Source organism: Aeromicrobium sp. CnD17-E (genome assembly GCF_024124745.1).
GTDB lineage: Bacteria > Actinomycetota > Actinomycetes > Propionibacteriales > Nocardioidaceae > Aeromicrobium.
The window spans coordinates 25,565-40,068 of the sequence record NZ_JAMXRU010000018.1 but is presented as its reverse complement, the minus strand read 5'-3'; the positions used below and the strand labels follow the sequence as shown (position 1 = coordinate 40,068).

The window sequence follows — 14,504 nt, the reverse complement described above, 5'->3', positions numbered from 1 at the left end:
GTGGCCCAGCTGCCCGACGGCGCCTGGATCGAGGCGACGGCAGCGTCGACCGGGGTCGAGGCGCGGGTGCTGCGCGCGTACGCCGGCGCGGCCCTGCGCCTGGAGCGCGAGCAGCCCGGCTGCCGGCTCGGGTGGAACACGCTCGCGGCGATCGGCGCGGTCGAGTCCGAGCACGGCACCATCGACGGCTCCGTCGTCACCGACGACGGTGTGGCCGACCCGCCGATCATCGGCGTGGCGCTCGACGGCGGCGACGTGCGCGCCCTCAAGGACACCGACGACGGCGAGGTCGACGGCGACGACCGCTGGGACCGTGCCGTCGGCCCCATGCAGTTCCTCCCCTCGACCTGGGAGCGCTGGGGCGCGGACGGCGACGGCGACGGACGCGCCGACCCGCAGCACGTCGACGACGCCGCCCTCGCCGCTGCCCGCTACCTGTGCCACGGCGAGCGCGACCTGACCCGCGGCCCCGACTGGGTGGCCGCGATCTCCTCCTACAACGAGGGCAGCGAGTACCACGCCCGCGTCCTCGAGCAGGCGCGTTCCCTGGCGTCGCTCGCCGCGCGCTGACGAGCCCGCGACGTCAGCCTCCGGCCCCGACCACCGACAGCAGCTGGAGCCGTTCGTAGCTGTCGGAGCCGGGCGCCGCTGTGTAGACGAGGAGCATGTGGCTCTGCTCGGGGTCGAGGAGCGTGTGGCAGTTCAGCTCCAGGAGCCCGACGGTCGGGTGCTGGTAGCGCTTCACGCTGCGGGGTCGGATGCCCACCTGGTGCTCGCTCCACAGCGCGCGGAACTCCTCGTTGGAGTCGCTGAGGAGGTCGACCATCTGTTGGGCGCGCGAGCCGGGACCGCGCAGGGTCGCGATCTCCCGCAGGCCCGAGACGTACATCCGCGAGTAGAAGTCGTGGTCCTCCGGCGGGTGGAGGTCGCGCGCCGCCGGCTCGGTGAACCACCGGTAGCCGATGCTGCGGGCGGGACCCACCCGCTGGCTCAGGTCGCCGACCAGCGCGACGCTGAGCGGCGTCTGACGCAGCGACTCCCCCAGCTCCGTGACAATCTCGGCGGCGGTGTCGACGAGGCGGTCGAAGATGCGCAGCATCCCGGGGCCGACGTGGTGGCTCTCCGCGCCTCTCAGGGGCGCCCGGTGCCCGGCGAGCCGGAAGAGGTGGTCGCGCTCCTCGAGGGTCAGGTGCAGTCCCTGCGCGATCGAGGCCACCATCTGCTCGGACGGCTGCGGACCGCGCTCCTGCTCCAGGCGCGCGTAGTAGTCGGTCGACATGTGGCACAGCACGGCTACCTCCTCACGGCGCAGCCCCCGGGTGCGACGCCTCGGACCGTGCGGCAGGCCCACGTCCTCCGGCTGCAGCGACTCCCGCCGGAGCCTCAGGAACTCCGCGAGTCCCGACCGATCGATCATGCGTCCATCCTGACCGACCAGGCGCTCCCGGATCCACGGACCGACAGTCCCTGGATGTCCGTCGGCGGATCCCGCACGGTGGGGACGTGCCCCGAAACCGGGGCCTCAGGACGCACCCAGGAGCGAGCCCATGCCGCGCAGGACCCCCGACATCACCCTTCCCGGCCTCACCGGGCGTCGCGCCGTGGTCACCGGCGCGAGCGACGGCATCGGCCTCGGCATCGCCGGGCGACTGGCCGGCGCCGGCGCCGAGCTGGTCCTCCCGGTCCGCAACCTCGACAAGGGCGAGCGCGCTGCCGAGCGGCTGCGGAGCGAGCACCCCGGCGCGAAGGTGACGACCCACCTCATGGACCTGTCGTCGCTGGCCTCCGTGGCCGCGTTCGGCGAGCTGATGCGCGCCCAGGGCGCGCCGGTCCACCTCCTCGTCAACAACGCCGGCGTCATGACCCCGCCGGAGCGCCGGACGACCGCCGACGGCTTCGAGCTTCAGCTCGGCACCAACCACCTCGGCCACGTCGCGCTGACGGCGCACCTGCTGCCGCTGCTCGTGGCCGGCCGGGCCCGCGTGACCTCCCAGACGAGCGTCGTCGCACGTTCCGGCGCCATCCTGTGGGACGACCTCGACGGTGAGCAGGACTACGACGCCATGCGGCTGTACCGGCAGTCGAAGATCACCGTCGGGCTGTTCGGGCTCGAGCTCGACCGGGTCAGTCGCCGGGAGGGCTGGGGCATCACCAGCACCATCGCCCACCCCGGCGTCGCCCCGACCAGCCTGCTCGCCGCCCGCCCCGAGATGGGTCGCCCCTCGGACACGCGTGAGGTGCGGCTCATCCGCTGGTTGTCTCGACGTGGGGTCCTGGTGGGCACCGTCGACAGCGCCGGCCTCCCCTGCCTCTTGGCCGCGACCTCCCCGACCTCCGACGGCGGCCAGTTCTACGGACCCCAGGGCCTCGGCGGCACCTCCGGTCGCCCGGGCCTGCAGAAGCTGTGGAAGCCGCTCGACGACCCCGAGGCCGCCCGACGTGTGTGGACCTGGTCGGAGGAGGCGGCGGGGGTGACGTTCGCTCCCTGAACGTCCGCGCTCTCGCTCGATGCACGCAGGGTGGGGCTGCCGAGATCCCTCCGACGGCCGCTCCGCGGCGCAGTGATCTCGACTACCTCGCTCGGCCCGACGCGCGCCATGGCACCCCCGAAGGCACTCGACGTTGACGCGGATCACTCGTCGAGCATCTGCCTCGATCCACGTGACGTTCATCGCTGGACGACTGAGATGACGTTGCGCTACTCAACCGCGCGCTGCCTCCGCGATCGTCGGACCAAGGCAAGAAGGCCGACAAGGTCGACGAAGTCTGTGCGCTCGATGTCCTCCGACCTCGCGCGCGCAGAACTGTTCATAGCACCGCCCTAGGACCGGTGCGTGAGGTTCGCATGGATCGACGAACGGCCTTTCAACTACCTCCCGGCTGAAGGTCTGACCGGTTGCGACGGGGCCCTGGCCCGCGCGGCCTTCAGCCGTCTTGGCGTGGAGTTCGAGCCCGTGCGCACCACCTTCGCAGAGATGCTTCCCGGTCTGGCGCAGGGACTCTGGGACGTGACGACCGGGATGTTCGCGACGCCACACCGTCGTGCCATCGCCTCCTTCACACGACCCGTGTGGTCACTCCGCGACGGAATCTTGGTGCCGCGGATCAGGCTGGCACGGTGAACAGTTACCGATCGTTCGCTAGAACCGGGCGCCCCTTGGCAGTGCTGCGCGATCAGGTTCAGGCGGACCACGCGCTCCGTCATGGCGTGCACCCACAGGATCTGCTCGAGTTCGACGAGTACGAGGACGCTCTCTCCGCTGTCGTTGACGGACGAGTAGGCGGTTACGCCAGCGTGGCCCTGGCCCATCGAGAGCGTCTTCGCCTCGATTCGTGCGAGAGCTCGTTAACCGTGGTGACGATCCCTACCGATGAGGTCCTGCCCGCCCTCGGCTCCTTCGCCTGCGCCAGTGACGCCATACGTGACGCCCTGGACGTGGCGTTGAACGATCTGCTTGGCGACGGCCCACCCGCGGATCCGTCGCCTGATTCCACGTCGTGGGTGCGCTGAGTCGACAGGCTCGGTTCGAACGGGACAGATCCGATCTGAGGTCACTCGGCAGACGGAGCTGCCGGGATTCCTCCGACGGCCGCTCCGCGGCGCAGGGTGGGGCCCACTCGATCCACGGCGCCTGATTCACCGAGCCTCGAAGACCCCGCACGTCGAACGAAGGCCCCGCACCGTCACGAGGACGGCGCGGGGCCTTCGAGGCTCGGTGGACCTCATCACCAAGGTTTCGAAACATCCCCACGCCATCGATCGACTTCGTAGAGCCACCGATCAAGCTGAGAAACAACGTCGCCCTGAGCTAGCACCAACGGTCGGCCGCCCACACAAACTGCACACCTGACTCGGTGAGTATTCCCTTGCGCAGATCGTCGACGAGTACCTCGCTGGCGACAGCACCCATACCCTCGCCGCACGGCACGGCATCTCCAAGACGGCGGTGCTGCGCGCCATCCGCAACGCAGGGCACCAGCCACGACCACGCGGACCACATCCCAAGTCGAAGACTTCGAAGCCTCCGGGTAGACCCGACAACCACCGATCATCCGCTTGTCGACAACCTGATATCCGAGTACAACTTGGCGTGGACTGACACACAGCACGTATGTGTCAAATAATCTGTGGACATGCCATTGCCCATCACAGTGCCCCAGTTTGCTTCCGATCTCGACGTCGCCAAGGCGTACCTGAACACTGCGGCCAGCGAAGCTCATCCCGCTAAGCAGCAGGCCCTGGCCATGATCGCGTTGGCGGCGGCGCAAATCGCTAATGCAGAAGCGCAGTGGCTGACGGGCAACAGGTAGGGTGCCGAAGTAGTCTCATCAGGAGTCGCCCATGTCGTTCGAGTTTTCTGACAATTTCAACCTAGAACTTTTCGACGATCTCAGGACTGGTAGCAAGCCGCCGCTCAGCGTCCTACAGCCTGTAGCGGTTCTGGCAGCCAACGACGTCCACGTGGGTGTCGGCGAGTGCAACTCCTTCGAGGAATCAACACGCTGGCGGATCACGGCTTTGACGCGCACTCGGCTAATTCAAGTAGAAGCACATGCAGCTCGATCGCATTGGGACTATCAGAACAGGCCGGCGACCCGGCCTTCATCTTTGAGCGCCAAAGCATTCGAACTAACCGACATTTCCCGGCTTGACGTGGCAGCAGTGCACGACTTGGACGATCAGCGTTGGACTGCAGACCTGGTGGTCTGGTTCGGCACGACGCCGGTTGCCCTCCCCACCACCTCGGGCCCTTCCGTAGCCCGGAGGAGTGCCGTCGCCTTGTCGAAAGAGATTCTCGCCCTGACGTCTGCGTCGGCTGAGTAGACAGGTCTTCGAACGCTCAATGGGCCCTTCCAGCACGATTGGGCAGAGGCGGACGCGTCTTGGCCGACTGCACTCGGTGAGCGATCGCACCATCTCCCGCGAGGTCCTCCGTCGGATTGAAGTAGCGTGCGGGTCCCACTCCTGCAGAGACGAGAGACTCCCGAACAAACACGCGCCGCTCAACCCAACCCTCCCGCAGGTGGCGACGTTGCCGGAAGTAGGACTGGTTCCCGAGGCAAGGGATTCACTATCGACGCTACTACGGCAATCTTCGAGTCTGTTCGCGAACACAGGCCCGACACAGTCGCCACAGTTCGACCCGCTACGAGCAATCCATGAGCGATAGCGCGATCATCGCAAACCTTCGCGTCGGCATTAAGGGACTCCGGATCGACGGGTTCGACACGCGGCGAAATCCGAGTGGATCTGGAAGCCATTGTCGGAACAGAGCAGCTCGAGGACCTTGCTGCGTGCGAAGGGCCCTCGAATCTCTAATGGCGATCCGGCCTCGAAGTGCAGGTTCTGATGTGGCCGCGCACCGATCTCCTACGCCGCAGCGTCCTTCGCCAGTCCGACCGACTCTCCCTCTCGAGACGGCTCAGCTTTCCACGGAGTGGTGACAGCCTCGAGAGATTCGCGATGGGCGTTGCTTGTCGGGAACCTACGGCGCTCCGCGAGCTTGTAGCCGCTGGGAACCGAGAGGCGGCTCAGAACATGCGTGGATCCGTCCAGAAACTCTCGGGCGGTAGCGGAGCGAACCCGAGGATGCCCCCGTCAGCATCGAGCACTGAGACGCCGAGGACCTGGTAGTACTTGTCCCATTCGCGAGTGCCCGAGAACGGCAATGCTGAAAGATTATGTGTCGAGGCCAGAGGCTTTTGCACGGGCACGTAGAACACCCAGGCGCCGATCCCGAGCCCTCCTGACCCCACGTATGAATCGCCGGGGCGCAATCGTTGCTTTTCAACGAATGTCGGGTAGGTGTCTGGCTCTGCCACTCGATTGGGATTGGCTGGGATTACCCAGGCGGACCATCCTTTCTCTAAGCCAAGCTCTACCTCGATCTCGTGCGATGCTCGCCGTGGCTCAATCTTTGTCAGGTCAACTGACCGCTTGTAGGTCACATTGGTTGGAACCGCATCTGGGTTGTCGACGCGGAATGCTTTTGCTCCCTCAGATGACGGCAAGGTGAGGTTCGGGGTGAAGTCGTTGGGATACGCCACCACAAGGAAGACGCTCGAGTCTTGTCCGCCGGCGATATCCACGACGTCGTCTGACCTGTTCGTCACCCGAAACTTCAGCTTCTTCTGAACCTGGCCTCGCGGCCCGTGCCAGCAACTGCAGATTTGGACGTCCTCTAGAATGACGGCATCGGTGGAAATCGAACCGCTCGCGCTAGAGAAGATCGGTGGCTCAAACGGGGGCTTCTTCAAGAGTTCGACGTTCCAAAAGGCCGAGCCCAAAATGAGCACAGCGAGGGCGACCATCAGGAGTGAACCCAGAACCGATCTCTGCTCACGGGACCTCTTCATCGCTTCATGCGCCCGGCGTCGAGAGGGTAGAGGCGAGTCTTGCCGGCTCGGCAGGAGAAGAGCACAGCGGGCCTCGGCGAATTGACCGGGCCAATAAGGCCTCCGGGATCGACTCCGTCTGGGTACTTGGTCGAGTCGTCGTAAATCAGGAATGACATGTTCGCGATACCGGAGAAATTTTTCACACCGCGCAAGTCCGCTCCCCTGAAGTCAGCACCGCAAAGATTGACGCTCTCAAAATTGACATTTCGAAGGTTAGCGCCTCTGAAATCTGCTTCAGACAGATTGGCATCTCTGAAGTCTACGTCCCGGAGCTGAGCGAGCTGAAAATCCGCGTCGATCAGTTCCCGGCCAACGAACGATGCGCCCGCGATGGTCTTTCCCTTGAATTGAAGCTGTCCGGTCTCAATGGCTTGGTAGGAACGGTCGGAATCCACGGGCGAGGAGCGCCAAGCGGTCCATGCAATGTACATGAGGACAAACACACCCACCGTAAGGGCAGCCCGGCTTCCGAATAGGACACCTTCTGAGAGCCGATCTTTCAGAGGTTCTCCGAGGATGAAGGTCAAGAGCATCGCTATCGCCAGTACCAACACGGGGAGTCCAAGTTCGCGAGCGACGCCGGTTGTGAAATCGACGATCTCCCACACCGCCCATGCGCCTGTGCCTACTGCAGCGGCACGAGGCAGAATTTGCTTTGGCCGTACCCAGTTTCGTGTTGCCTCTCGAACGGTGACCTTTTCGGTCGCGCGAGCCGACGAAGACGTGGGCTCCTCTTTCACATAGATCTCATCCAGAGGGCGAGGCGACGAGGGCTCGATAGCAGGTCGCACGGTTACACGCGTTCGCCTGCGGCCCCTCGCCGGCGCGCGTGAAGCGCGTCGGCGCCCCGATTTTGCCATGAACTACTCCTGGAACCTCCGCTTGGCGTTGCATCACCCTCCCACATGGCTGCGCGCATTGGGCTGGATTAGGAAAAGCCCCACTGTTGACAGTGGGGCGCCCAGGGTTGTGCTCGAACTCATGCGAGACCTCGCCACTGAAGTCAACAAGGAACTCGCCGAGCTCGACGCGTAGGAGAACCGACTCCGCGACACCCTCGGCGAGGGCGACTTTCCCCGCGAGAAGATCCGTGAGCGCCTCAACACCATCACTCGCCGCAGAGCCACCGTCTCAGAACGACTTGTGAGCTCACGGTCTGAGCTCGACTCCGGGCTGGCCACGCTCACCAGCCTCATCCAGTCCATGACCAATCTCCAGGATCTCTACCGTTGGGCGACCGACGATGCACGCCAACGGATCAACCAGGCCTTTGCTCGACGCCGCTTATGTCAACGACGCCGCAAACCTCACCGACGAGAAGGGCACCCCAGCCCTCGAACTCCACCACGACGCTCAGAGGGCCCTCCGGTGCACCAACGACCCTGTCGCCGAGATCCTCGCCCGTCCTACGGTCCACGCCCCCGAAGACGACGGAACCCCCGGCCAAAAAATGGCCGGGGGTTCGAAGACTCACCTTCTGGTGGAGCTGCCGGGAATCGAACCCGGGTCCTCTGGCGCTGAGTCAGGACTTCTCCGGGTGCAGTGCGTCAGATCGCTTTTCTCAGCCCCGGTGCTCGGACGAACACGTCACCGACAGGCTCAGTCACGAAAAAGTCCCGACCGCGTCACGTGACGCTACGCGGCCAGCAAGTCCCCTAGATGAGACAGACGATCCGGGACGGGGACGCTCCCGGGTCTGCCCTTCACCAGTCGCTGTCAGGCAGCGAGGGCGAAGTCAGTGCGCTTGGAATCGGCACTTATGGGTTGCGACGAACGTTAAAGAGATGACGTCGCGTTCTCTACCCGCTTCTCCTGAGTCGAACGACCAAAGTCGAAACCGATCAGCCCCTCTTGAGTTGTCAACCACGCCCACCCTCGCGGGCACGGCGTCTCACCACTGTACAACCCGACGCCCCCGTCGAAGATTCCCGACGCCCGACGTCGGTGGCCAGGCACCCGCAGCAGCGCTGCTCAGGATGCCCAGCCACCGACAAGCCGTCCCAGCGGCGCTGGGGTTGCCCAGCCACCGATGGAGGGCGGGACCGTCAGCCGAACACCGACTGTGCCCACTCCGGATGGTCGATGAACGGGTTGCGGTTGCCCTGGTACTGGGAGTCGATGATGTCGTTGCGCCGCTGCTCCGCCGACGACGGCGGGTCCTGCGCGTGCCACTGCAGCAGCACCGAGATCTTCCCCAGGTACGGCGTGCTGCCGTTGACCTGGTTGTTGGCCTCCAGGTCGGCGAAGCCGTCGCCACCCTCGTAGCGCACCGCCATGTACATGACCATCCGCGCGACGTCGCCCTTCACGGCGTTCGGCGGCTCGAAGGAGTCGCCGTCGGTCAGGCACGACGAGCAGTTGCTCACCGTCGACCCGCCGGTGTCGAAGTCCTTGTTGCCACGCGTGCCGTTGACCTGCACGTCCTCCGGCCGCAGGTGGTGCAGGTCGGTGCCCGGGCCGGCGGAGGTGCCGAAGTCGCCGTGCGACTGCGGCCACACGTGCTCGCGGTTCCACTGCCCGGTGTTGCCGCCGTTCGCGGACTTCGCGCGCGAGACCTGCGAGTAGAACAGCCGCACGTTGCTGCTGTTGTTCGGGTCCTGGTCGGTCACCTTGAGCGCTTCCCAGACCGCGGAGTAGGAGATCGTCCGCTGCACCGAGATGATGTCGTGCAGCTCGTTCTTCAACGCCTCCCCGCTGAGCCCCTGGGCGCTGTCGTAGTAGCCGTCCCGCGGTGCGGCGTCCGCGGCACGCGGCACCACGGTCAGGACGAGCGTGAGGATGATGGTCAGGCCGGTGTACCGGGACGTGCGCCGGCTCGTGGCCGCGCACCCCCGTCCGGCTCCCCCGAGTCGGTTCATGGGCACACCCCACACCATCGGCGACGTGACGCGCCAGAGGGCGCGCCGGAGTTCACCGGATGGTCACAGACGGTGACACCAGGCGTCACGACGCGGTCGGCGCGCGCTCCGGGTCGGCCGAGCGTCCGTGCACGAGGGCCGCCGCGCACATCGAGGCGACGACCAGCAGCCCGACGCACATCAGCGTCCCGGCCCGGAAGCCAGGGCCGAACACGTCCGGCGACGCGAAGTCGGCGCCGGCGATGCCCGCCAGCGGCGGGATCGCCGCCACCGCGAGCAGGCCCGCCGTGCGAGAGACCGCGTTGTTGATGCCCGACGCGATCCCGGCCTGCTCGTCGGGTGCCGCTGCGAGGACGGCGGTCGTCAGCGGCGCCACCAGGAGCGTGATGCCCAGGCCCAGCAGCGTCGCGCCGGGCAGCACGTCGGCCCAGAAGCTCGCGTCGGCACCGACCCGCAGGAGCAGCAGCAGCCCGGCCGCCGACACCAGCGGCCCGACCGTCATCGGGATCCTCGGTCCGATCCTCTGGCCGAGCGCACCCGCGCGCGACGAGAGCAGCAGCATGAGCACCGTGAGCGGCAGCGTCGCGAGGCCCGCCTCGAGCGGCGTGTAGCCGGCCACGTACTGCAGCTGCAGCACGAGCAGGAACATCGTGCCGCTCAGCGCCGCGTAGATCGCGAACGTGCAGAGGTTGGCGGCCGTGAAGACCCGGTCGGCGAACAGCGACAGCGGGACGAGCGCGTGCGGCGAGCGCGCCTGGTGCACGACGAACGCCACGAGCAGCACCACGCCGACCAGCGCCGGCCACCACGTCTGCTCGACCAGCCCGTAGGTGAGGAACGCGAGCGTGCCCACGGTGAGCGCGGCGCCCTCGACGTCGAGCCGGGTCTGCGCGCCCCGCGACTCCGGCACGTGCCGCACCGTCACCCACACGACCGCCGCGGCGAGCGGCACGTTGATCCAGAAGACCGAGCGCCAGCCGACGGCGTCGACGAGCGTGCCACCCACGAGCGGACCCAGCGCGGTCGTGACGCCCGCCAGGCCCGACCACAGCCCGATCGCCCGACCACGGTCCTCCGGACGGATCGACGCCGAGATGATCGCCAGGCTCCCCGGCGTGAGCAGTGCTCCCCCGACGCCCTGCAGACCGCGGGCCGCCACCAGCACCTGGATGGTCGGAGCCACCGCGCAGAGCACCGACGCGGCGCCGAACCAGACGACACCGACCACGAACACCCGACGTCGGCCGTAGCGGTCGCCCAGCGACCCGCCCACGAGGATGAGCGAGGCGAGCGCGAGCGTGTAGGCGTTGACGGTCCACTGCAGCCCGGCGACCCCGGACTGCAGGTCGTCGTCGACCGCCGGCAGCGCCAGGGTGACGATCGAGCCGTCGAGGAACGCCATGCCCGTGCCCAGCACCATCGCGGCCACGAGCCAGCGGCCCGCCGCCGAGTCGAGCCTCACGCCTCCCGCCCGAACAGGGCTGCGCCGTTGTGCCACAGCACCCGGCGCAGCCAGTCGTCGCCGAGGTCGAGGCGCTGCAGCACCTCCACCTGGTGCGCGTAGGCGTAGGGGATGTTCGGGTAGTCGGTGCCGAACAGCACGCGGTCGCCGAGGTCGGCCAGCCGCCGGCGCAGCACCGTCGCGAGCTCGCGGGAGCCCTCCCAGAAGTCGACGAGCACCATCGTGGTGTCGAGGCGGACCTCGGCGAAGCGGTCGGCGAGGTCGAGGAACGCCTCGTACTCCGGCATCCCGAGGTGGGCGACCACGATCCGCAGCCCCGGAAAGCGCTCGAGCACGCGCGCGACGCCGTCCGGACCGGTGTGCGCCCCGGGCGCCGGACCCGACCCGGCGTGCAGCACGACGGGCGTGCCGCTCTCCGCGAGCGTGCCCCACACCGGGTCGAGCAGCGGGTCGTCGGCGGCGAAGTCGCCCACCTGCAGGTGGGCCTTGAACACCTCGACCCCCGACTCCACGAGCGCCGGCACGTAGGTCGCGGCCCCCGGCTCGGGGTAGAACGTCGCCGAGCGCAGCGCCTCGGGCACGCGTCGGGCGAAGTCGAGCGTCCAGTCGTTCATGAACGTCGCGACGCCGGGGCGGTGCGCGTAGGAGAGCGCCGAGAAGTGCCGGACGCCCATGTCGCGCAGGTGCGCGACCCGCTCCTCGTCGCTTCCGCGGTACGTGATCGGCCAGGGCCTGCCCAGGAGCGGCCCGGCGGCGTCGAAGTACGCCCAGACCTTCGCCAGCACCTTCGGGTGCATGAAGTGCACGTGCACGTCGAACAGCCCGGGGAGGTCGAGGGACGCCGCGAGCGCCGGCAGGTCGGCATCGGCCAGCCCGCGACGGTCGGCGTCCGCCGAGGTCATCTAGCGCATGCCCTTGATCTTGCGACCCAGCTCACGCTGCGCGTCGGCCTTCGCCTGACGCTCGGCGATGGCGTGCCGCTTGTCGTACTGCTTCTTGCCGCGGGCGAGCGCGATCTCGACCTTCGCGCGGCCGTCCTTGAAGTACAGGGAGAGCGGCACGATCGTCAGGCCCTTGGCCTGGATGCGCTGCTCGATCTTGTCGATCTCCTGGCGGTTCAGCAGCATCTTGCGACGCCGCCGCGTCTCATGGTTGGTCCACGTGCCCTGGCTGTACTCGGGGATGTGCACCTGGATCAGCCAGGCCTCGCCGTTCGCGATCTCGCCGAAGCCGTCGACCAGGGACGCCCGACCGGCACGCAACGACTTCACCTCGGTGCCCGTGAGGACCAGGCCGGCCTCGTAGGTGTCCTCGATGTGGTAGTCGTGGCGCGCCTTCTTGTTCTGCGCGATGAGCTTGCGCCCGGTCTCCTTGGCCACCGACCCATCCTAGTGCGTCGGGCCACACGGGCCCGGGCCGGTCACGGCCGGCTGGTCAGAGCCAGCCCATGGGGTTCACGGTGACGCCGTTGGCGATGACCATGAAGTGCAGGTGGCAGCCGGTGGAGTAGCCCGTGCTGCCGACGTAGCCGATCACCTCGCCGCGCGAGACCCGGGCGCCGGCGCTGCGGGCGAACCCGGACAGGTGGTTGTACGTCGTCACGATGCTCTGGCCGCGCTTGATGCCGTTGGCGAGGATGACGCGGTTGCCGTAGCCGGCGTTGTAGTACTGCTGGATGATCGTGCCGCTCGCGGCGGCGCGGATCGGGGTGCCGCAGCCGACGCCGAAGTCGGTGCCGTCGTGCAGCTTGTACACGCCGGTGACGGGGTGCACGCGCATGCCGTAGGGCGACGTGATCGGGCCGTTGACGGGGTAGGACAGCGCACCGTTGTCGTCGCCGCCGGAGAGTCCGCCGTTGTTGCCGCTGCCCCCGCGTCCGGCGCGCTCGCGGGCGCGCTGCCGCTCGAGCTCGCGACGGGCGAGCTCGGCGAGCTCGTTGTTGAGACGGTTCCGCTCGGCCTCGTAGGCGGCGAGCAGACGCTCGTCCTCGACCTTCGCGGCGCGTGCCTTCCCGCTCGCGTCGGCGCGGGCGTCGACGAGCTTGCCGACCTCGGCGGTCTGCGCCTCGGCGGCGGCCTCGAGCTCGGTCATCTTCTGGAGGTTGGCGGCGGCGGCCTGGCGGGCCACGGCGACCTGGTCGCGCAGCTTCTCGACCTTGTCGCGGTTGAGGCGCAGGATGACCTTGGCGGCCGCGAGCTTCTGCATGCGCGAGACCTGCGCGTCGCCGACGGAGGCGTTGAGGCTCATCCGGTCGGTGAACGTCGACGGGCTCTCGCCGCCGAGCAGCTCGCCGAACGCCTTCATCCCGCGGTCGCCCTCCTGCACGGTCTGGACGGTGAACGCCTTCACCTCGTCCTCGGACGCCTTGAGCCGCCGCTCCCCCTTCTTCAGGTCGGCGACGGCCTTGTCGAGGGCGGCCTGGCTGCGGTCGAGCTCGGCCTGCATGCGGGCGTCCTCGGCCTGCGACACGGCCAGCTGGCCACGGGTCTTGCCGAGCGTCGCCCGCGCCGACGAGAGCTTGGCCTGCGCGGCGTCGAGCGCCTTCGCGGCCTTCGCGTACGCGGCGCTGGAGGAGTCGAGCGACTTCTGCGCGCCGTCGATCTTGCCGTTGACGCCCTGCCGCTGACGCTGGAGGTCGTCCTTCTTGTCGGCCAGCACCGGGTTGGTCAGCCCGACCACGAGCGCGCACGTCGCGAGGAGCGCGAGCACGCCCCGACCCGCGTGACGACGCGTGGCGGTTCGATGCGGACGGGACGACGTGCGGTGGGACATGGGACCTCGGCCTTGGGGAAGGAGAACTGCGAGGTGACCCGCCGCGAGGCGGGTGGTGCAGGTGTTACTGGTGTGACTCTAAGCCATCACGGTCACACGTCAAGGTACTTGCGGGTCATCACGAGTGTCGGGACGAGCGCCAGGAGCATGGCGAGCACGGTCGTGTAGCCCATGACGGCGGCCGCCTCCTGCCATCGGATCCAGGTGGTCAGCTCCCCCAGCTGGGTGCGCAGGTAGCCGTAGACGACGAACGACATGAACGCCGCCAGGCCTCCTGCGGCGAGCGCGGCCGACACCAGCGCGGCGAGCAGCGACTCGAGCACGAACGGCAGCTGGATGTGCCAGCTGGAGGCGCCGACGAGGCGCATGATGCCGATCTCGCGACGTCGGGCGTAGGCCGTCATGCGGATGGTGTTCGACACCTGGAGGATCGCCGCGACGATGAGCAGCAGCGACGTGGCCAGCGCGGCCCAGCGCATCTTGTCGAGGATCTCGAACAGGGGCCCGAGCAGCTTCTTCAGCGACTGCACGTTGCCGACGCCGTCCATGCCCGAGACCTGGCTGACGAGACCGTCGAACTGCTGGGGGTCCTTCAGCGTGACGAAGTAGGACTCGGGGAAGTCCGACGGCTCGACGGTGTCGAGCTGGGCCTTGCCGGAGTCGGTCTGGCCCAGCAGCTCACGTGCCTTGTCGTAGTTCTCCTGCGGGCTGCGGACGTCGTAGGACTTGACCTCGGGGTTGGTCGACAGCGCCTCGCGGACGGCCGCGGTCTGGTCCTTGGTCGCGGCACCCCCGACGCACGTGGGCGCCGTGGAGTTGTCGGTGCACAGGTTGACCTGCACCTGCAGCCGGTCGCCGTAGAACTGCTCGGTGCGGTCGGCCTGGCTCTGCAGCAGCAGGCCCAGCGCCGCCAGCAGCAGCGAGACGGTCATGGTGACGACCAACGAGATGGTCATGGACGTGTTGCGGGACAGGCTCGCGCGGAGCTCGCTCAGGATGGTGCGCACAGGATC

15 protein-coding genes and 1 other RNA gene are annotated in these 14,504 nt (G+C 67.7%); 6 read left to right on the top strand and 10 right to left on the bottom strand.

The window, feature by feature from the left end:
* A partial coding sequence (locus NH339_RS06140; protein ID WP_253023539.1) for a lytic transglycosylase domain-containing protein occupies positions 1-570 on the top strand: 570 nt, incomplete at its 5' end.
* Positions 571-583: 13 nt separating this feature from the next.
* On the opposite strand, the gene NH339_RS06135 is transcribed toward NH339_RS06140, so the two are convergent.
* Positions 584-1,417, bottom strand: coding sequence for a helix-turn-helix transcriptional regulator (locus NH339_RS06135; protein WP_253023537.1), 834 nt, complete (start codon positions 1,415-1,417; stop codon positions 584-586).
* Positions 1,418-1,547: 130 nt separating this feature from the next.
* Between NH339_RS06135 and NH339_RS06130 the strand changes: the two genes are divergently transcribed.
* From NH339_RS06130 to NH339_RS06110, 5 genes are all read left to right on the top strand, one after another.
* Positions 1,548-2,489: an SDR family oxidoreductase gene (locus NH339_RS06130; RefSeq protein ID WP_253023535.1), complete on the top strand. Its 942-nt coding sequence runs from the start codon at positions 1,548-1,550 to the stop codon at positions 2,487-2,489.
* A 345-nt stretch (positions 2,490-2,834) separates the two neighbouring features.
* Positions 2,835-3,122: a transporter substrate-binding domain-containing protein gene (locus tag NH339_RS06125; protein WP_253023533.1), complete on the top strand. Its 288-nt coding sequence runs from the start codon at positions 2,835-2,837 to the stop codon at positions 3,120-3,122.
* A complete protein-coding gene (locus tag NH339_RS06120) occupies positions 3,119-3,511 on the top strand; it encodes a hypothetical protein (RefSeq protein ID WP_253023531.1) in 393 nt (130 codons plus the stop codon). The genes NH339_RS06125 and NH339_RS06120 overlap by 4 nt, the downstream gene beginning before the upstream one ends.
* A 623-nt stretch (positions 3,512-4,134) precedes the next feature.
* Positions 4,135-4,311 carry a hypothetical protein gene (locus NH339_RS06115; protein ID WP_253023529.1) on the top strand — a complete coding sequence of 59 codons (177 nt, stop codon included), beginning with the start codon at positions 4,135-4,137 and terminating at the stop codon, positions 4,309-4,311.
* A gap of 31 nt (positions 4,312-4,342) precedes the next feature.
* Entirely contained in the window at positions 4,343-4,825 is a 483-nt protein-coding gene (locus NH339_RS06110; protein ID WP_253023527.1) for a hypothetical protein, read from the top strand.
* Between the two features lie 707 nt (positions 4,826-5,532).
* Here NH339_RS06110 and NH339_RS06105 read toward each other — a convergent pair.
* The 9 genes from NH339_RS06105 to ftsX all read right to left on the bottom strand — a co-directional run bounded on the left by NH339_RS06105 (position 5,533) and on the right by ftsX (position 14,498).
* Positions 5,533-6,357, bottom strand: coding sequence for a hypothetical protein (locus tag NH339_RS06105; protein WP_253023524.1), 825 nt, complete (start codon positions 6,355-6,357; stop codon positions 5,533-5,535).
* A complete protein-coding gene (locus tag NH339_RS06100; protein WP_253023522.1) occupies positions 6,354-7,007 on the bottom strand; it encodes a pentapeptide repeat-containing protein in 654 nt (217 codons plus the stop codon). Before NH339_RS06100 ends, NH339_RS06105 begins: the two co-directional genes overlap by 4 nt.
* 870 nt (positions 7,008-7,877) lie before the next feature.
* Positions 7,878-8,248: a transfer-messenger RNA gene (gene ssrA / locus NH339_RS06095) on the bottom strand.
* A gap of 196 nt (positions 8,249-8,444) precedes the next feature.
* On the bottom strand, positions 8,445-9,257 hold the full coding sequence (locus NH339_RS06090; protein WP_253023520.1) for an endonuclease I family protein: 813 nt from the start codon (positions 9,255-9,257) through the stop codon (positions 8,445-8,447).
* A gap of 85 nt (positions 9,258-9,342) precedes the next feature.
* Positions 9,343-10,719 carry a DHA2 family efflux MFS transporter permease subunit gene (locus NH339_RS06085; protein WP_253023518.1) on the bottom strand — a complete coding sequence of 459 codons (1,377 nt, stop codon included), beginning with the start codon at positions 10,717-10,719 and terminating at the stop codon, positions 9,343-9,345.
* The gene (locus tag NH339_RS06080) at positions 10,716-11,621 is read right to left on the bottom strand and encodes an amidohydrolase family protein (protein WP_253023516.1); all 906 of its coding nucleotides are present in this window, start codon (positions 11,619-11,621) and stop codon (positions 10,716-10,718) included. Before NH339_RS06080 ends, NH339_RS06085 begins: the two co-directional genes overlap by 4 nt.
* A complete protein-coding gene (gene smpB / locus NH339_RS06075) occupies positions 11,622-12,098 on the bottom strand; it encodes an SsrA-binding protein SmpB (protein WP_253023514.1) in 477 nt (158 codons plus the stop codon).
* Between the two features lie 55 nt (positions 12,099-12,153).
* Complete coding sequence (locus NH339_RS18810) at positions 12,154-13,428, bottom strand: peptidoglycan DD-metalloendopeptidase family protein (protein ID WP_253023513.1); 1,275 nt, start codon at positions 13,426-13,428, stop codon at positions 12,154-12,156.
* A gap of 155 nt (positions 13,429-13,583) precedes the next feature.
* Positions 13,584-14,498, bottom strand: a complete 915-nt coding sequence (gene ftsX, locus NH339_RS06065; RefSeq protein WP_067855597.1) for a permease-like cell division protein FtsX — start codon at positions 14,496-14,498, stop codon at positions 13,584-13,586.
* Positions 14,499-14,504 lie beyond the last annotated feature (6 nt).